We start from the raw sequence: 19,103 nt of genomic DNA, 5'->3' as shown, positions 1-19,103 counted from the left end.
TTTCCTGGTCCGTCGGACGCTGCGACCACTCGATCCCGACGTCGCGAAGATATTCGAGACCTATGAGCACTGCCCGGCCGTGCTGACCTAGCGTCAAGTAAAGATCGACCCGCAAACATGCGACCGTTGCTCGTTGTGGCCCGTTCAAAGCTCGCTTCGACAGTGCGGACAAGAGACGCTCTGCAATCTCCAGCTGGCCTACCAAGAGTTCGCATTCGGCCCGGCTGGTCTCGAGTGCGAACGCGAGCTCGCGGCGCCTTTGCCAAGAATTGGGCGCAAGCAGCGCAGCACCGACGGTGAAATATGTGAGCGCCGAGGCGTAGGCCGCCGACGCCCTGGCACGCTGCCCTGCGATGAAGTTCAACTCGGCGAGCTGCTCTCGCTCCTGACCGGAAGCGATGAGCGCGACGCCTCGATTGAGCTGACTGACAATGTCGAAGATGGCCTCTTCGCGTTTGTGCGCAGGGATGTGTGCCGCGAGCATCCGACCGATCCGCAGATGGGAAGGAGCGCGCGAGGATTCCGGCATCAGCAAGTAGGCCGCCTCTTGAACGCGATCGTGGACAAAACGGTAGGCTGTCCCATGCCGCACGATCAGTTCCTGCCGGACTGCCGGCCACAGCGTCGCGTGCACCTGCTCCTCTGAAATTTCGAGCACAATCGCAAGCTCCGCCGTCCCGGCGATGTTGCCGAAACAGGCCAGCTGTTGCAGCGCCTCCTGCGTTTCCTTGGGCAGCCGGATGAGCTTGCCGAGCATCAGATCGACGACGTTCTCGGTGTACGCTTTTGCGTGAATTCGCTGCAGATCCCAACGCCAGCGCGCCGACACGTGATCGAACGTCAACAGCTGCTCTCCGGCTAGTTCAGACAAGAATTGAACGGCGAAGAACGGATTGCCCATCGTCTTCTGATGCACCAACTTCGCAAGCGGGGCAGCGCGTTTTGGTCCGCAGCGAAGGGTATCCGCGACCAACTGCCCGACGTCGTCTGAGCTGAGCGGCGATAGCGTGATCTCCTGTAGATTTAGGCCGGCTCTCCCGATGGACTCGAGCTTGCGTTTGAGCGGATGATCTGCATCAACTTCGTTGCTGCGGTAAGCTCCAATAAGCAGCAGGTGCAGATCCGGCTGGGTCAGCAGATCCTCGATCAGGTCGAGTGTTGCGGCGTCATACCACTGCAAATCATCGAGGAAGAGCACCAATGGATGGGTTCGCCGGGCGAACACGCCAATAAAGCGACGAAACACGAGCTGGAAACGGATTTGCGCTTGACGGGCTGGAAGCTCAGCAACCGCGGGCTGCTCGCCGATAACAAGGCTCAAATCGGGGATCAATTCGACCATCAGCCGTCCATTCCCACCGAGCGCCTCCCGGAACGCCTGCCGCCAAGTCGCGAGTTCGCCCTCACTTTTGCTGAGAAGAGGACGCACAAAGCTCTGAAAGGTCTGCACTAGTGTCGCATATGGCACATCGCGCTTCACTTGGTCGAATTTGCCTGATGCTAAGAGCCCGCGCGAGGGCACGAGTACTTTGTGTAGCTCCTGGACAAGCGAAGACTTACCGATGCCGGAATAACCGGCAACCAGCACCAACCTCGGCGCGCCGCTCTTCACCGCGCGATCGAAAGAGCCAAGCAAGGTCTCGATCTCGCGGGCTCTGCCATAGAGCTTCTCGGGGATGATCAACCGATCAGGTGTGTCGTCTGCGCCAAGCTCAAAAGGCTCGATGCGACCGTGGTTGGCCCATGCTGCCAGACAGTGTTGCAGATCGTGTTCAAGGCCAGCGGCAGCCTGGTAGCGTTCCTCGGCGGTTTTCGCGAGGAGTTTCATCACAATGTGAGAGATTGGCTCCGGGACATTTTGCGATTTCTCGAGAGGCGGTGTTGCTTTTCTTGCAATATGACAATGAATCCACTCCAACGGGTCTGAGCCCGTGAACGGCAGCGCGCCGGTCAGCATCTGGTAGAATATCACGCCAAGTGAATAGAGATCACTGCGAGAGTCGACTGAGCGATTCATTCGTCCGGTCTGCTCGGGCGCCATGTAGGGCAGCGAGCCGGCGATGAACTCGGCAGGCTCAAGCGGCACCCGCTCGCGGTAAAGACGGGAAGCCAGACCAAACCCAGTGAGCCGCACCTGTTCGTCCGGGCAATTGACCAGAATGTGAGCGGGTTTCAGGTCCTTGTGGATCAAGCCGTGCCGGTGAAGCTTGCCCACGGCCGTCGTGATACCAATAGCGAGGCGCAGGAAGCGCTGGGGCTCCATGCAGGCTCCAACTAAGTTTAGCAGCGGCTCGCCGCATGGATCCTCCAGGACCAGCATGGTACGCCCGGATTCCCGGATAAGTTCCAACGGCCGCACCGCCCATGCCTCGTCTAGCTCCTCCCTCAGCTCACACTCGTGGACGAGACGGTCGAGCGTCGCTGGGTGTTCCGTGATCGGCCGGACGACAAGCACGACAGCTCTGCTGCCATGGATTAGCTGGCGCCACGCGCGGCAGAACGCGCGATCACCGTCCTCCCACAGGGGCTGGAGGTCGCTGTCAAGATTTGAGCCGAACAAAGTCCGACTGAGAGGGTCCTGCGGCATTTGCCTGACCGGCTAAGAAGACGCGCGCCAAATCTGACACATAAGAGGCGCCCTTGTGAAGGAACTTCGCAAAATTCGCTGCAGGGTCCGGATCATGGCCGCCAAACAGAGTCCGCAGCAAGCACAATATAACGGACGCACACTGTATGTTAGAGCCCGATCGTGTCGATCGAGCGCAGCCCTGCGCACAGCTCGAGCCCCGGGCGGCGGCTCCGGACTACGCAGCGCGCCGGCGCGGAAGGAGTCCTTCGCGATAGAGCGACTCAAGCCGAAGGCTTCCCACGCCAAGGACAGCGGCTCGATTGACGTGTGGCCGAAAATGCCGCCACTAGAAATGAAGTTGTTTGCCACGTCTACTTTGAAGAGGAACAACTCGCCCGGCTGGAGCGCCCGAACTGCGTGGTGCCGCTGGGTTGCCACGAAAACGTCCTTTGATCTGCTTCCGCTTCATCTCTTCCCTTTGGCAGGTTAAAGATAGCTGGAATACTGGGCCGCCCTCTGATTCGTATTTCAAGGCGGCGGTACGGACAAAGCCTGGCAGCAATCCTCTTGAGGCAAATGTAGGGGACGGTAGTCGCCGGTCCAGCGGCGATCGAACCTCTCAACCACGAGCACACGGTTGCCTTCAAACTCCTCGATTGCGATGGCGGCGCTCGGAAGTCCGAGAGCTGATGTCAGCTTGAGGCAGAAGAACTCATTCTCGACGCTGTAGGAAAGATTGAGGCCGTTCGGCAGTCGGCCAATCTGCGGTTTGAATATGTGCGTCGTGGCTGTAGTCGGCAGCGGCTTGTACCAACGCCCTTTCCAGAACAAGAGCGCGGTCTTTCCTGGGCTCCGGCGATCGAGATCCGAAAGTCCTCGTCCTCACCAAGCTCAAGGGGAGCCGATGCAAGGTCGCCGGGAAGCCGGGCGATTTCCTCGTCGTCAACGGGTCTGCCGTCAACAGCCCCGGCAGCGCCGGGTTCGATGCCGTCCGGCAACGTGACCCGACGTACGATTCAAGCCTTTCCCGTCCTGTGTGAAGTAGAAGTAGCAGGGACTCACCATCTACTTTGGCTGCTAAACGAGTCTCAGTTTTGCCACGCGGTCACATCATCTGAGACACCATGACCACGGATGTACTTGCGATGTGGGGCAAACCCAAAGGAGTGCGCCGGGCCGCCTTAATGACTTGCGTCGGAAGATTGATGAGCTAATGGGCGGCTGGCGGCTGCTCCAAAGCGGACCGCTCGAGCCAGTTTCAGCCCTATACTGCGGCATCAAGGAGCTAAGCTTCGAATCAGCGTGCTCGATACGCACCTATGGTGCCCGCCAATCCCGCGAATGCGCCCTCTCCATTTGGATTACACACCTCATCTTCGGATACCGAGCAGCGAAGCAATCGGCAGGGCGCACGAACGTGGGCGCCCCCGCAGCTCGAGATGATTACATTTCCTACAAAGCACGACCGAAAGGACTTGAATCGCACCTTGCGTCAGGTTGTACGAAACCGATGCAAGGTGTTTTCCCAAGCTCGCTAAAGACGCAACTCACAGGCGCTCTGACGACGCAAAAAAAGAGTTCATGTGCTGATGCCGCTGCTACTCGTTCTGATTTCCATTTTCCTTATCGCGGGTGCGATAGTCTACGCGGCATGCCGATCTCAACGCCGGCGGGATCGGCGCATCCACAGACACATTCGCGCCAATTCGCTCAGCTCGCGCCCCCACGTGCAACTACCAAGGCGCCGGGCATTCTAATCCGACCGCATAACGGGTGTCCGCGGACGCCTCATGCAGCCTGAACGGGCAGGCCAAGCGGCACCGCCGCCAGCTAGAGCGAGCGCCTCAACTTGTGGATTCGGTGCTGCTCCAGCGGCTGCTGGTTGATTTGATCAATGCCGCCGGGCCGCCCCAACGGGACGGCGGACGATGGGAAGCCAGTTCTCGACCACTCGGGCGCTTTTTGTTAGACTTTCCTGATAATGTCTAAGGCACGCAAACGGCTGGCCGTTCGCATACCTTGGACGATCTTACAGATTTGCACTGCGCGAAAGCTCCTGGGAAGGCCGCCACGAACAACCTTTGATTGTTTAAATACGAAACTTCTACCACATTAACAGTGAGGCTCTTATCGTGACCAAGCGCTCAGAACCGCGGAAGCAAGCCGCAACTGTCGAAGGGCCGGAGGTGAGACCGAGCGTGTTGGTCGTCGACGACGACCTCTCAATGCGCGAATCGCTCGTAAACCTGTTTCGTTCCATCGGTCTAGACGTTGTTGCTTTCGGATCGGCCCAGGAACTGCTCCAGAGCGAGCTTCCTGATGTTCCCAGCTGCCTCGTGCTTGACATCAGACTGCCGGGATTGAGCGGACTTGAGCTCCAGCGTGAATTAGCCAAACTGAAGGTTCGCATTCCCATTATTTTCATCACCGCTCATGGCGATATTCCGATGACCGTCAAAGCGATGAAGAATGGAGCAATCGATTTTCTCGGCAAGCCGTTTCGCGATCAGGAACTGCTCGATGGAGTGGTCGCAGCGATCGAACAGGATCGCAAGAGACGAGGTATAGACAAGGTCGTCACGAAGCTGCAGTCCTTGTTCGAGGCTCTAAGTCCACGAGAGCAGGATGTCTTGAGACTGGTCGCCACCGGCCTCTTGAACAAACAGGTAGCCGCGGAACTCGGGCTTGCCGAGATTACAGTCAAAATCTACCGGGGGCATGTGATGAAGAAAATGGGTGCTCGATCACTAGCCGATTTGATTAGAATGACGGAGAGGCTGGGAATTGGGACCGACCGTTTCAGAGTACAAACCTAAGTATGATTTTACAATTTCGTCGTACACGCGCACTCTTCAGCTGGCCGCCATGCTTCGGCCAGTGCCTTCGCCCAACCAGGACGGGTGGTCTTGTCTAACATTATTTCCGTTGTCGACGACGATCCTTCAATTCGTCTCGCGCTGGACAACCTCTTGAAGTCACAGGGCCACATCGTTCATACGTTTGCTTCGGCTGAGGAATTCCTGGAGTCATCTCAATTGAACGGCACGTCCTGTGTAATTGCAGACGTGCAGATGCCCACGATGAGCGGCTTTGAACTTTTAGAACAGATGCGGGCCCAAGGCCACGCTGCGCCATTCATTTTGGTTACTGCCTTCGCGGATGATCGCACGCGAGCCCGCGCTTTGAGCGCCGGCGTGACCGGCTTTTTCGCTAAACCGTTTCCCGCTCTGGACTTGATGGCCTGCGTCGATGAAGTACTCCGCGAGAACCGTCCCGAAACAGACGCCTGAAAGCCGAGCAAGCAATCTGGACCAAGCCGCGCCCGCGCAGCGCTCACGATGTCGATCAACGCGCAATTGCTCGTGCTTACCCCGTGGCAGTGGCGACCATCACCTTTCCATGTAGCCGCACTCCTGTCGCTGTTGTCGCACTTTCGGCGTCTGTTGAAGCACTTGCTACGGAGGGCTCCTGATAACATGCCTCTCGTATGATCGCGTAATCCGACGAGGCCGAAGCGCTCGTCGCGTTAACCCAGGAGCGTGCGATCTTGAGTGCGACAACCATTGCTGAGTTCGGCGCGAAAGTGCCATGGGCCCGGCCGCCGAGTTTGGGGGACAAGGAGGCGGCGATCGCGGCCAACATCACGGAGTTTGTCAACACGTTCGCTGCGGAATTCCGAGAAGCCGCAAAGACGTGTGTTGGCAGATCGAATGTTGGCGGATCGAACGTTTTGCACCGCCAGATCCGCTAAATTCGGTTCGATCCCAGCAACTCTTCGGCTGAAGCACCGGAAGCTTACGCATCCGCTGGAATGGCAACACAAGTGCCGCTGGCAGATTCGATCTCAAGCCATGCCTTTGCTGCCGAACGCATCCACGCCGACGACTCCCCGGAGATTGTGTCGACCAAGCGCAAGGCCAAAACCGGTCGGGCGGCGGGTGTGTCCTTCTAATCCCTGAGACCGTGACCTGAGCATGTCGCTTCCGGCTCGCGGTCCATGTTTGCCCGGAGGGCGTCGGATCTTTCCGAGTCAGATGAACTTTTCGGATCACATCCTCCCTCCTTTCCACGATTTATCTATTTATCCTGACGGAAGGTAAGGCACGCATGCGCAACGTCTTCGCGCGCGGCTAGGTAAACCTGTTCGCGAAAGATGACTTAACACGGGAGCCGTCGCTGGATGGGACGAAGCTACTAGAGATGGTAGCTTTGTTCCGCCTGGTTCTCAGGTAACCCGTTGGAGCTGATTTTCAGATGCGCTACGCGCAACCCAAACGATGCCGAGAGGCGCGGAACCCGCGGTCATGGCCTGCCAGTCCTGCACGATGTTGGCCCGCGTTGTTTCATCGGGCAGATTGTCTGGTCGACGCGACGACCGCATGGTTGGAGTACACAGGGGCGCCGAATGAAGACAATTGAAACGCTAGAGTCCAATGTGCGCGCGTACTCACGTTCCTTTCCTGCTGTCTTCAATGGGGCGCGCGGTTCAATTATGTTCACAGAGGGCGGCCGAAAGGTCATTGACTTTCTGTCTGGCGCTGGAGCGCTAAACTATGGCCACAACAATCAGCAGATCAAAGCAGCAATCAGCGACTATCTGGAGTCGGACGGGGTCGTCCACGGCTTGGACATGGCCACTCCAGCAAGAGTCGAATTCATGGAGACCTTTAGCTCTGTTATTCTTCGAGAACGGAATCTTTCCTACCGCTTTCAATTCACCGGGCCTACAGGAGCTAATGCCGTTGAAGCAGCTCTAAAGCTCTCGCGTAAAATCACAGGGCGTCACAACGTCATTTCTTTCACGAACGGATATCACGGCCAAAGCTTGGGAGCCACAGCCGCGAGCGGTAACCGCTTTTACCGCAAAGCCAGCGGGATTCCCTTATCGGGCACAACTTTCATGCCCTATGATGGGTATCTTGGCTCCTCGTACAGTCCGGCGGATTACGTGCGAAAGGTGTTAATGGACGAGAGCAGTGGTACTGATCTTCCAGCCGCCATTCTCGTCGAAACCGTGCAAGGAGAGGGAGGCATTAACGTCGCCGGTAAGAAATGGCTGCAGTCGATGCAGGCTTTGGCAAAAGAGGTCGGAGCTATTTTCATAGTTGACGATATCCAAATGGGCTGTGGTCGCACAGGTGAGTTCTTCAGCTTCGAGTTCGCTGCATTGTCGCCAGACATTGTTGTGATGTCGAAATCGCTGAGTGGTTACGGCTTGCCATTGTCGATGCTCTTGATCAAGGAAGCGATCGACGCATGGGAACCAGGCGAGCACACGGGAACATTTCGCGGAAACAACCTTGCACTCGTTTCTGGCAAGGCGGCATTGGATCTGTATTGGCGCAACCAGACGTTCTCGCAACAGATCCAACGCTTGGGTGCATTTATGCGGCGTCGACTCGATGCTATCGCGCATCAGCACGGAAACGAGTTTGCCGTTCGTGGACGCGGCATGGTATGCGGCTTCGATTGCAAAACGAGCGAGATCGCAGAGGCGACGTCACGGAGAGCATTTGTGAAGGGATTGATTATAGAGCGATGCGGACCGACGGATCAGGTTGTCAAGTTCCTGCCTGCACTTACGATCGCCGAAGAAACGTTGGGACAAGGGCTCGATATATTCGAGGAGTCATTGACTGAAACCTTGAAGTTGGCCCGACCAAGCTAACTTGCCGGCACACGAGAGACACTGGTCCTAGCGACAGCACCGCCGCCAACGACACTGGCGTGGGTCCTTGCTTCGCGCCGAAACGGTCAGGGGTTGTGAGGCAATAATGTGGAGCTAACGCCTGAACGCCAGCGCTGTTTGTGATCCGCTGAGTCCCTGGTGCGCGAAGAACGCCTTGCTCCCTGCTTGGTCCGCAACACGCGAGTGTGGAGCCCCCTAGGTCCGCCGAAGGCGACCTCGTTGGCGGAGCGGAGTCGAATGGTGTAGTAGGCCTTCAAAGTGCTGCGCGAAGAGTTATTGAATGACGATCGCATCTAAGCCAGACCACAAGTGAGGAGAGTCCGCCCGCCGCTGCGATCTACCGCCTCATCCCCAGGCCAAGCTCAGCTGATATTGATCGAGAAGCCTGCCTGGCGACGTCGCGCACGCGCATCTGACCGTGCTCTTTCACGCACTCCTGCGTTAGATCTGGCCTCCTTGGAGCATTAGGTCATGTTGCTCGAACGCAGTTGGTCATCCGCCCAAGTACGATCAACCAGGCCTCCCCCGGATGCACATAAGCGACGAGCTTCAGCTAGAGATGGTACTCCACACGCGCAGCCCGTTTCACGCCTGGCCTTGATGAGCACGTGTCCATCACACGGGTGCGGACTTTGTCAGGACCGTAGACATTCCGCAGCTGCAATCCAGCCGAGCCGTTTACACTATAAATGCGGCAGCAATCACTGCGGCGGCGGCTTTCGACAAAAGTCGTCACGGCAAGCGCGGTTCAGGCGTGAGTTGCACGAAGCCGAACGAGCAGCTCAATTCAAAAAGCGTTGGTCCTCGGCTTTTGCTCCACAACTCGGAGCACCGATATCCGTGTGCTCCGCAGCCCGATGCCATAGCCCCAAGTTGGCGTGATCGAGTTCAGCTATCGGACGCCCCGTTAGCTTGATCACCCCGGCGTCGACGGGACCAAATGTCGACTATGCTGGGCGAACCGAAGAAGCCCGACGCATCTGCCGGGTCCGAGATGCGTCGGGCTGAGTGGGAGACTGAGTGCGACAGTCTTCCTCCCAGAGCCGCGTCTGCAACTAGTATGCCGTGCCCGCACTGCTAGCCCAGCATCTCAAACCAAATATCGGCTCTCTGCCGCACAGTTTGCTGAGGCGTACAGAGACGCTCGGCCCACGGCTAGTTCCTCAAGGCCTAACCAGTTGAGTTTATTGCCCTTCCGAAAACTCCCACCATCACCTTTCGTCTGAACCAAAAATGAGGCAGAAGAAGCGGACAACGGGCCTTCGGCTCATCAACAACAGATATCCAGATGTTTGATAGGTTGCAACGGGTGACTGGAATAATGGCCCCGAGCTCGCGCACGACCGGGGCAAGCGATCGAGATCTGAGCTTAGATTTCGCGAAAGGTGCGCTCATTGTCTTGGTAATCGTTGGGCACCTGATCCAGTATGTCATCTATCGAGACGGCGGCTTTTGGTATTCGCCGTACTACAAAGCAATCTATATGTTTCACATGCCACTCTTTATGGCCATAAGCGGCTATCTTTCTTCTCGATCGTTGCTGCAGAAGTCGTTCACTCAGGCCGCCATCGCCCGTGCGACGCAGCTCTTACTGCCCATGCTGTTTTGGTGGGCGCTCATGGAGACCGCTAAGTCAGCGGCATTGTGGCGCGCGACCAGCCTAACTACTGGACTTTTGGAATTTGTAAACGATCTTGCTGGCACATACTGGTTCATCTGGGCCACGTTTGTTTCTTACCTTCTCATCAAGATACTCACCAGGCTGAGCCACCGATCGTTGGTCATATCTGGCTCAGCGATACTGATTGCACTCGCTCCTCTGACGTTCTCCATATCACCCTTGATCAGGTTCACTTACCCGTTCTTCTGCTTGGGATTCTTGTTTGCTCAATCGAACGAACGATGGACGACTACATCGCGATGTCACAAGCCGCTCTTGATTTTATTTCTCTCGGTCTTGACTTGCGTATGTTTTCTAGCCTGGGGCAAGGACACTTATGTCTACAATAATCTTGGACTGATTCACGATTTTCGGTCGGCCAAAGACGTGCTTCTGATGTTTGTTGGCGCTGCAGCTGCCTCAGCAATCGCCATCGAACTCTTGCTGCAATGCTGGCGCTTTAGTCACTCAACCCGAATCGCCCGCTTTATAGCTATGGAGTTGGGCCAGACCACGCTGCTGCTCTACCTTGTCCAGGGTACCGTGTTCCGTCTAATGGATTTCATACAGCTCGGAGAACTTTGGGATCTTACGACCCGGTTGATCATCGCGGGTCTGCTCGGGGCCGCAATTGTTGCGATCGCGCTAGTGGTCCGCTCGACTGTTCGCGGCGTTCCATATCTGTCTCAGCTCGTCCTTGGAATGCCACCGCGGTCAGGTCTCCCGCGAGCCAAACCCGCAATGAACTAGCTGTATGCATTTGATCGTCCGAGTACGGCAGGCTGTTGCGATCGCATCGCCTTGTGCTGCCGCCGGAATAGGGTTCGAAGCCCGATCGGGCGGCGTCGGCGTCCACCGGCCGAGCCGGTCGGCATAGAGTAACCTAACATGCGAGTGACCATCGTCCATTTCGGCACCTTATGGCAAGGCACTCACTCTCAACTCGTTCCGGAAGCCGACGACAACTCAGACTCCCTAGTCTTGCGGAGCCGCACGCGTCTTCAGGCCAGCGCATCGGCAGCGTCATAGACGCCCGCATATATTTCGTGCAGGTCTCCTGGTGTTGCACAATATGGCGGCATCACATAGATCGTATTACCGAGTGGGCGCAGCAAGAGATTGCGCACTTTAAAGAAGGCGTGAAGCTTCGGGCCGACGCCTGCGAATGGCCAGTATCCTTCGTCTTCAGATCGAGTGCACTGTGACGGTGCCGCTACGGCGAACGTTTGCAAAGCGCGGATCGCCGCGGAATGGTTCAATTGCCTGCTCTTGCATGGTTGCGAGCGCAGCAATGCGTCTGACTTGTCTTTCCACAGTTCCAGGTTAGCCTTGGCGGCGGCACAGGCCAGCGGATTTGCTGTGGACGAACTCGAGCGAAGGAATGTGCGTGTACGGTCTTTCGAGTAATGAGCATCGAAAATCCCTATGTTCAAGGGCGACTTCAAGCGGCTGAGCCACTGTCCGAGTAGGACACATGGTCCAAGCCTTGGGGTACGAGTTTCAAAAGGAGCCGAGCGACCTCCTCGGCCGGATCATGCGTGTAGCCGGCGAAAATGACTCGCTTCAATTTGCCGGCCTGCTCGTGAATCGCGCTCACGATCTGCGGATGGCAATGGCCGTGAGTGACGACCCCACCAGGATGCGACTGCATCTATGATTCGATGATCATCCGCAGTGTGGAGATAAGCACCGTCGCTACGCACAACCTTGGTCATCTCTTGCGAAGCGCATGCTGCGCGAATGGATGCCAGATTGGCCACCGGTTGTTTGGCTTCATGGCTGGAAGTCGCTGGAAATGAGCGAGTCTTTGAAGACGACCCGTAGGCTGTCTGCCGTTAGAGGAGAAATCCAGGGCAGCCGGCCTAACCAACGCACCCGCGCGATGTTACAAATTGCGCTTTCAGTTTCAGCATTTCTTTCCCCCGATAATGCGATCCCAAGAATGTCGATCTGGCGCTTTCGCAATGCCTCAATCGGCAGCAGGGAGTGATTGATGGGTAGCGTGCGGGCGCGGAGCACGACGGGAAGCCGCCACCCCTCGAAGATGTCGATGTAGAGTGGGCTACGGTTCAGCGGCACCATCAGCCCGCCGGCGCCTTCGATGACGAGCGGTCGCTCCCCGGCCTGCGGCCCGGTGAGCGAATCCGGGGTCGATGCGAATTCCGTCTATCTCGGCCGAATGATGCGGGGAAGCGGGTATTTTAAGGCGGTAACGCTCCGGAACGATCCGATCGGCCGGAAGACCGCTCAGCCGTGCGACCAGCTGGCTATCGGTCTCCCCTTCAAAACGATTCTCGCCAACGATATGGGGCAGGATCTGCGAATTCGCAGGACCTCTCTCGCCTCGCACAGCCATCTCCCGATGCGTGAACGCGACCAGCTTCGTCAGCCGTTCTTCGCTCCAACTCCTCCTACAGGATCAACAGAGACTCCCGCACGGCCACCGCGATCAACAGCGACCGAGCGGTCGCGAAGATGAACGGGCGACAGCGATTGATCGTGCGCAGCACGCCAGAGGCGGTGACAAGCGCGCCGGAAGCTCCCAGCGCCTTACCGCAGGTATGAACAACGAGGAGATTCTCGCGTCCTTCATAGGCCGCCGTGAGCCCTCGCCCTTGCTCGCCGTAAACGCCCGTTGCATGAGCTTCGTCGACAACCATGAACGAATCGTGCAGGTGCGCGATCCCGAGCAGGTCTCCAAGCGGGGCGACTTCGCCATGCATGCTGTAGAGGCTCTCGACTACGATCCAGACCCGCCCGGCTCCTGCGGCGGGGCGCCAGTCGCAAATTGCGCTTTCGATAGCCTGCGGATTGTTATGGGCACTGATTCGAAACGCTGCTCGGCCCGTTCGCGCTCCTTCATGAATACTGGCGTGAACCAGCGAATCAAGGACGAGCAGGTCGTCTTGTTGCGACAGCCTTGTCAGCACAGCAACATACCCGCAATGACGGAATTCATTCATCACTCGCTGAGCAACGATCGACGCCGCAAAACTCCAACTGGCAGGACAGGGTCTTCCCGCGTTGGCTTGTTGGGTTCAAACTTGCAGGATGGGATTTTCTCGATCAACCGGCACAATGCGCGGCCTGACGATGCTCGCATCCTCCTCGTCAAGTGACGCGTATGCAACGATACTTATCTTATCTGCCGGCATCGCCAGTCGCGCCGCCGCACCGTTTACGTCTACGGTGCCGGACCCTTGTGGCGCTTCTGTCACAAACGTTGCAAAGCGTGTTCCCGTCTCGAGGTTGTACAGTTCGACGCGAACGTTTAATCGGATACCGGTCGCGTCCAGCAGCGCGCGATCAATCGAGATCGAGCCTTCATAGTGCAGGTCGGATTCAGTGACCGAGGCGCAATGATATCGTTCCCTTCATCAGGACAATCTGCATTTCTTTACCTACGCTGATGGCTTGCGCGCGGCACGCCCATTGTTCTGGATGACTTAAGCGGGTCAGACATAGTACCGAGCCGGGCTAGCACACTTGCATCCCGGTCAACTTGCGGATTTTTGGTCGTCAGCAACACATCGCCGACAAAGGTGGAATTCGCACCGGCCAAGACGCATAGGGCCTGGAGTTCATCAGTCATGTACTGACGCCCGGCGGCCAACCGTATGACGCCGTTGGGCATCATGCTCCGCGCGGTCGCCACCAGGCGCACCAGTGCAATCGGATCCGGACGCTCCGCCGTGAACCTCACCGGCACGCCATTCACCTCGTTCCAGAGCTTGATCCGGATGCTTTCCGGATGGTTCGGAAGATTGGCGAGCAGTAGCAGCATGCCGAAACGGTCCTCGGCGTCGTCACCGATGGCAATAATTCCGCCGCAGCTGATTTTGATGCCCGCCTGGCGCACGGGCGTAAGAGTGTCGACTCGCTCTTGCAAGGTCCGGGTCGTGATGATGCTGCGGTAGAACTCAGGCGAGGTGTCCACGTGTGATTGTAGAAATCGGGGCCGGCGTCGGCGAGCCGTGCGGCGTGCTTTGGCGTGAGCATGCCGAGCATTACGCACGTCTCCATGCCACAATCTTTAACGGCGGCAATCATATCGCAGACCTGATCGAGGTCGGGTCCTTTGGATTGCGCCAGGCGCGGCCACGCAGAAGCGGGTCGCCCCGGCGGCCTTGGCCCGGTTGCGCGGCGGCGACCACGTCAGACCGATCCATCAAGCGAGCCGCCTTCAGTCCAGTGGATACAAACACTCACATGCGCAGCTCCGGAAACTACACTCTTGCCCGCTATTGGAGGAGAAATATCGCCGAGTTGCGCGGGCCTCGCGCGCATATCAGGCTAATAGCCAGCCCGCCTTCCAGGATTTCATCGCAGCATCGAGGCACGCGCAACAACGCTGCCCGACGCCTCACCCAGGTCACTAGCCGATGCGTACGTAGTTGCGCCCCGTAGGTCCTTTACTGATGCGAGGATTTGGCCGCCCGCAATGTGTACCGGATCGACCGATCCGCTCTAATTCGTCACCTGGCCGATTCCTCGCTGGCGTTGTTATGCGCGTCACATTGCGTACAATAGACGAGCCGATTCTGTGGCGTGCCTTGCCGTTTTGAGAAGCGCAGCGGCCTTTGGTGCGCAGAGTGGTACCCGCGGGCCCATGGCGGGCCTGTGGCCGCCTAGGCTCCAGCGCCACTGCGCTCTCGATTACGTGCCGCCGCTCGACTTGGCATCGATGCGGCCGGATCCGTTAAGACATGGCACTCATCTGCGCAAACAGAATTGCCGCATCAGACGGCCCCAGCCCGACGATGCCCACGAAGGCTGACGGAGGCATCGGAATGACCTGACGGGTCGGCCTCCAGAGATGCAGGCAATAGCGACTGTTGTTCACATACTGTGACTGAGGAGGATGCAGCTGCATCACGCATTCCTCCTGATGCCAAAACAGATCTTTGGCGAGACACATCTCCTCCCAATTTGGAGATCGCCGTGGCGTCGACACAGAGACATGCTCCCATCCCGGACGAACGAAGCCGATGATCTTGAGCTGGCAGCCACAAGGCCCCTGCACGAAGAAGAGACCGGAAGGACCAGATCCGGGTGCGGTGGCGAACTGGCCATCGCGCACGCGTCCCGCTTCGAGCCTTTCTACAATTTGCTTCCTCACACCTCCTCCCTCTTTTGACCGATAGGGTCAAATCCGGCACCACTCGTGTTGTCCGACTCATACATCGACCGGCCGCCGCGCCGGCATGGGCAATCCCAACTACTGCGGACCATCTGCACCGAACTTAGTTGGAAGACGAACATCGGCTTTGTCCGGATCGTCCAGCGGAGAGTTTCTCCTGCAGTTTATCTTTCGACATCTGATCTTTCCTTGGATTTTCTCGTCATTCGTGCCTTTGTTGCGAACTTGCCTTATGCAGACAATCGGCACAGACATCTACGATGGTTGTCGCGGCAAGCCGGGCCTGCAGGAGCTGCTGCCGCCCCTTCGCCTAAACAAGTCCGCAAGGTATGGCGTTGGGCTAACCGTGCTTGATGCCAGAACCGACTGAAATGCCTCAGAGCAACAATGGCGGCGGAGGCCATTTGGCGCGGCATGATCCGGCGAACCGGCTAGCTTGGCACCAAACATACGTCATCGGCTTCAGAATGCAAAGCGATGCCAATGTATCGACAGCTCGCCAACGAGAGGCTTTGCTCTTGCGACGATCTGACGGTGGGCTTTCCTCTCAGTCCTTTTCATGTCGAGCGGTAGCCGGCTTACCGCCTGAGACACCGTCAATGCGTCATCTATGTGGCCGGTCACAATGGATCCACGGCCAGGGAACGCGTGACGAAGTTTCGCAGTTCAGCCCTAGAGGGCCTCGAGCTCCAACACGGCGAGACTTCGGTGGCCGCAGTCACAGTTCGCTCCGGTAGCGATCAGAACTGCCCGTCAAGCTCGCTTCTTTTCCGCCCCTCCGCGAGGCGAGCCAGCTTGTCATATTCCTCAGCGACCTTGAGGAGCCTGCATCTAGATGTGTCGTCCTCGATCGACTCCGCTTTTAGTCGGGTCGCTTCCGCACGGCCTCGCCAATGTTTGGCGTCTGAGAATAGATTTTTCTGCTTCATGCAAACGAGGATGCAATGTTTAGATCAAGAAAATGCGACACCGGCCCTACGTAAGATCCCGTAGGCTGGCTTTCGCAAAAGCACCTCATTTGCCGTTAGCGCTGCCACTCGCTTTGTTAATGTCCGACATGCGACAAGCCGCTGGCAAGAGACGTAAGCGCGGCGAGTAAGCTTCACTGCAATCCCTCGACTGAAGGCCGATTGGAAAGGCCACGCGAACGGAGCATGATGGACGAGATTTGGCTTCACCGGCCGTTCACGCAGAATTCTGCGCGAAATGCGCGGCTCTCGACATAAATGGCTTGAATCGGACGCAGCGTCAGATTGTAGGGTCTTCTTGCGGGCGAGCGTCCACGATCGCCTGCCGATGGCTTGGGAGCGACGGCTTGCAGACGGGACGCACTTGCCTTGTGCAGCAGACATTACGGCGTGAGGGCGCCAGCGCTACCTGTCCGAACTCCAGTCAGCTTGCGTGAGCAATGTCGCGATCCGATTTCAGTTCGAGATCCTGGCCAGGGAAGGGTCGACAGATGACGCGCCCTGGACAAGCAGTCTCACTCGACCGGCTCCGCTTGGAGCAGCACGTTCGCGCGGAGCACTCAGAGCCACCAAATCGAACGATGGCCACACTCGATGAGCTTCTCGCAACGATCAGCCACGCTTGCCGTTGTCAGGACGTGCGCGCATTCTCAGGTTCACTATTCGACGATTCCAAGCAACTCACGAGATCAAATCGCGCACGCTTCCTGCGAAAGGCCGCGACTGCGTTCAAGATCGCATTTGTTCCACGATTTGAGGAAGACATCCGCCTCAAGCTAGCATCGAAATACGCCACAATATGTGATGCGCTCAGCCGGCAGTCTGGCGGTCAGGCAGGTACCGATCTTTCCAAAGCTCTGGCGGCTCAGCTCTCCCGCCTTAATGACGCACAGATGGAGCAAGTCGACTTCACATCACTTTCGCTCTTTGCGTGTTCATTTGGCCGCCATCCTGCGTCTTCCGACTGCCGCGATGGCATGATCAGAATTGCTGAAGTTTGCCGCGACAAGAGCGAGCCGCTCCAGGACCTAACCGGCCAGCACCTATCATTGCTGATAAGCGGCTTCAGCAAGTGGCCGGATCAACCGGTGGTTCGTGAAGCCGCCCTCAGGATCGCGACTGAGATTTCTTGCCGTACGCGTTCGGATGATCGCCTCTCAGCGCTCACCCCGCGGCATCTATCAATGCTCGTGAACGGCGTCGGAAAATGGCCAGGAGAGGAACGCTTTCACACGGCAGTTGTGATCATCGCAGATGAGCTTGTGCGCCGAAGCGATCGACTCTCCGATTTTACCCAGGAACAGCTGGCGAATCTGATCAGCGTCTTTAGCAAGCGGCCGGAAGATTCGAGTTGTCGCAAGGCAGCGATCGCGATCAGCAACGAACTTCTCCGTCGCTCCGATCAGCTCTCCGATTTCAGTCAGCAGCGTCTGGCTAAGCTCGTAAACGGGTTCAGCAAGTGGCCGGGCGAGCTCGCGCCTCGGCAAGCCACCGCCAAGATTGCAGGAGAACTCCTTCGTCGCGGGCTTTCCGTCGATCACCATGAGTTGGCGAGTCTGGTAAACGGCTTCAGCAAATGGACGGCGGAGGTTGCCTGTCTCGCGGCGAGCGTAGCGATCGCGGATCAAGTCATCCGTCACGCTCGCGGTGCCGAGCGCCTCTCTTATTTTCGTTACCAGGAACTCGGGGTGCTGGTGAACGGTTTTAGCAAATGGCGGCAGGACCCGAGCTGCCGCCAAGCCACAATTGAAATTGCCGGTGAAGTGCTCGCCCGCTGTGACCGCGCCGACGGCGTCTCCTGCATTACTGAACAGGCCCTGGCGAACCTCGTAAATGGGTTCAGCAAGTGGCCACAACAGCTGTCTCTTCGCGACGCGACGGCTGCGCTCGCCCGGGAGGTCGTTTACCGTGCCCGACGGGCCGGTCAGCTCTGTGATTTTACGCAGCAAGGACTGGCTATTCTGTTGAACGGCTTCAGCAAATGGCCAACGGAAGTTCCGCTGAGCGAAGCTAAGACTGCGATCGCGCACGAGGTCCTTTCTCGGGCCTGCCGTTCCGACCGGCTTTCTCATTTTACGCGTCGAGCACTGGCGATCCTCGCCAACGGCTTCAGCAAATGGCGACAAGAGGAGATCTCTCGCCATGCGACGGTAGCCATCGCGCAGGAGATTCTTCGCCGCACTTTCCAGGTTTGTGATTTTAGCGAGCAGGAGCTTGCTCAGCTCATGCGTGCGTTCAGTCACTGGCCGAAAGAGGTCACCTCTCGCGAAGTCGCAGTCGTGATCTCCCAGGAAGTCCTGCGCCGCCTCACCGTGACTGCGCGTTTCACCGAGCAAGAGTTCGCATACTTGGCGAATGGGTTAGCCAAGTGGCCCGAAGTGGCGATCTGTCATCGAGCCGCTGCGGCTATAGGCAATTGGACAGCGGTAGGTGACCGACGACGAACACCATGTCATGCGGCGTTTTGAAGCAAACGGAACACGGCTGCACACCGCTCGTAAGGCACGAAGGGCTGCGCTGCTCCAAAGGACGATAACTCAATGCAGGATCACGCGAGCATGCGGCGCGACCAACGGCACCACACTTTTAGGCGCGAGGCGATCGTGATAGGCGACGAGATGGGCTCGCAACCTCGTTCAGCGGGGCGGATTTCTCGTCGTACTTTCAGCCATCGAGGCAATGATCCACGCGTAGTGAGTAGCGAGGTTTTGACGAGCGGCACTATGTCGAATGGTACATTGAACGGCCGCGGCAGATCTCTGCAGATGCTCGGCGCTCTGCGTTCAACGGCGTTTCCAGAAGAGCACGGAGGCGGCGTCATCGCCGCCGCTCTCGGCGGAGATGCATCAAGTGTTCGCTCACGCCGCAGCCCTTTCTGGCGGATTGCTTCCGAGCCCGCGTCCATCGTGTTTTTTGGGACGGCAACAGCGCCTCCAGAGTGCAGTGGCTTTGACCTGCCGCTGAACTTTCATCCATTGGCGATTAGAGTCTCGGCGGATGTTACGCCGTTTGGCGCGGGGTGAACAACGTGCGATTGGCGGAGCTGGTCGGGGTTGCGCAGCCGGTCGCACGTTGCG

11 protein-coding genes and 4 pseudogenes are annotated in these 19,103 nt (G+C 57.8%); 7 read left to right on the top strand and 8 right to left on the bottom strand.

Going from position 1 to position 19,103, the window contains the following annotated elements; translation table 11 throughout:
- Both ACIPUD_RS39070 and ACIPUD_RS39065 read right to left on the bottom strand, forming a co-directional pair.
- On the bottom strand, positions 1-2,587 hold a 2,587-nt coding region (locus tag ACIPUD_RS39070; RefSeq protein WP_446482889.1), incomplete at its 3' end, for an ATP-binding protein.
- Positions 2,588-3,097: 510 nt separating this feature from the next.
- Entirely contained in the window at positions 3,098-3,400 is a 303-nt protein-coding gene (locus ACIPUD_RS39065) for a HipA domain-containing protein (RefSeq protein ID WP_446482888.1), read from the bottom strand.
- A 1,355-nt stretch (positions 3,401-4,755) separates the two neighbouring features.
- Here ACIPUD_RS39065 and ACIPUD_RS39060 point away from each other — a divergent pair.
- From ACIPUD_RS39060 to nolL, 6 genes are all read left to right on the top strand, one after another.
- Positions 4,756-5,385: a response regulator transcription factor gene (locus ACIPUD_RS39060; protein ID WP_274535539.1), complete on the top strand. Its 630-nt coding sequence runs from the start codon at positions 4,756-4,758 to the stop codon at positions 5,383-5,385.
- Positions 5,386-5,469: 84 nt separating this feature from the next.
- Positions 5,470-5,859 (top strand): response regulator transcription factor, encoded by a 390-nt coding sequence (locus ACIPUD_RS39055; protein ID WP_446482887.1) that lies wholly within the window; start codon positions 5,470-5,472, stop codon positions 5,857-5,859.
- A gap of 257 nt (positions 5,860-6,116) precedes the next feature.
- Positions 6,117-6,320, top strand: a complete 204-nt coding sequence (locus tag ACIPUD_RS39050; protein WP_446482886.1) for a hypothetical protein — start codon at positions 6,117-6,119, stop codon at positions 6,318-6,320.
- Between the two features lie 60 nt (positions 6,321-6,380).
- Positions 6,381-6,521 carry a hypothetical protein gene (locus ACIPUD_RS39045; RefSeq protein ID WP_446482885.1) on the top strand — a complete coding sequence of 47 codons (141 nt, stop codon included), beginning with the start codon at positions 6,381-6,383 and terminating at the stop codon, positions 6,519-6,521.
- A 453-nt stretch (positions 6,522-6,974) separates the two neighbouring features.
- Entirely contained in the window at positions 6,975-8,237 is a 1,263-nt protein-coding gene (gene ectB, locus ACIPUD_RS39040) for a diaminobutyrate--2-oxoglutarate transaminase (RefSeq protein WP_446482884.1), read from the top strand.
- 1,309 nt (positions 8,238-9,546) lie between these two features.
- Positions 9,547-10,668 (top strand): nodulation factor fucose acetyltransferase NolL, encoded by a 1,122-nt coding sequence (gene nolL / locus ACIPUD_RS39035; RefSeq protein ID WP_446482883.1) that lies wholly within the window; start codon positions 9,547-9,549, stop codon positions 10,666-10,668.
- A gap of 251 nt (positions 10,669-10,919) precedes the next feature.
- On the opposite strand, the pseudogene ACIPUD_RS39030 reads toward nolL, so the two are convergent.
- The 6 genes and pseudogenes from ACIPUD_RS39030 to ACIPUD_RS39005 all read right to left on the bottom strand — a co-directional run bounded on the left by ACIPUD_RS39030 (position 10,920) and on the right by ACIPUD_RS39005 (position 15,037).
- A pseudogene (locus ACIPUD_RS39030) lies at positions 10,920-11,695 on the bottom strand (aminotransferase class III-fold pyridoxal phosphate-dependent enzyme).
- Positions 11,692-12,202, bottom strand: a pseudogene (gene bioD / locus ACIPUD_RS39025) (ATP-dependent dethiobiotin synthetase BioD); the annotation flags it as partial. The pseudogenes ACIPUD_RS39030 and bioD, both read right to left, overlap by 4 nt.
- Before the next feature lie 127 nt (positions 12,203-12,329).
- Entirely contained in the window at positions 12,330-12,881 is a 552-nt protein-coding gene (locus ACIPUD_RS39020) for an aminotransferase class I/II-fold pyridoxal phosphate-dependent enzyme (protein WP_446482882.1), read from the bottom strand.
- A 75-nt stretch (positions 12,882-12,956) separates the two neighbouring features.
- Positions 12,957-13,311 (bottom strand): annotated as a pseudogene (gene panD, locus ACIPUD_RS39015) (aspartate 1-decarboxylase).
- Positions 13,312-13,315: 4 nt separating this feature from the next.
- Positions 13,316-14,111, bottom strand: a pseudogene (gene bioB, locus ACIPUD_RS39010) (biotin synthase BioB); the annotation flags it as partial.
- 506 nt (positions 14,112-14,617) lie between these two features.
- On the bottom strand, positions 14,618-15,037 hold the full coding sequence (locus tag ACIPUD_RS39005) for a DUF7694 domain-containing protein (protein WP_035994108.1): 420 nt from the start codon (positions 15,035-15,037) through the stop codon (positions 14,618-14,620).
- Between the two features lie 1,570 nt (positions 15,038-16,607).
- Between ACIPUD_RS39005 and ACIPUD_RS39000 the strand changes: the two genes are divergently transcribed.
- The gene (locus ACIPUD_RS39000) at positions 16,608-18,494 is read left to right on the top strand and encodes a hypothetical protein (protein ID WP_446482881.1); all 1,887 of its coding nucleotides are present in this window, start codon (positions 16,608-16,610) and stop codon (positions 18,492-18,494) included.
- Positions 18,495-19,103: the final 609 nt, after the last annotated feature.

The sequence above is a fragment of the Bradyrhizobium sp. CAR08 genome (assembly GCF_052871955.1).
Note: the sequence above shows the minus strand (reverse complement) of the source record. Positions and strands in the feature narration are given on the sequence as shown.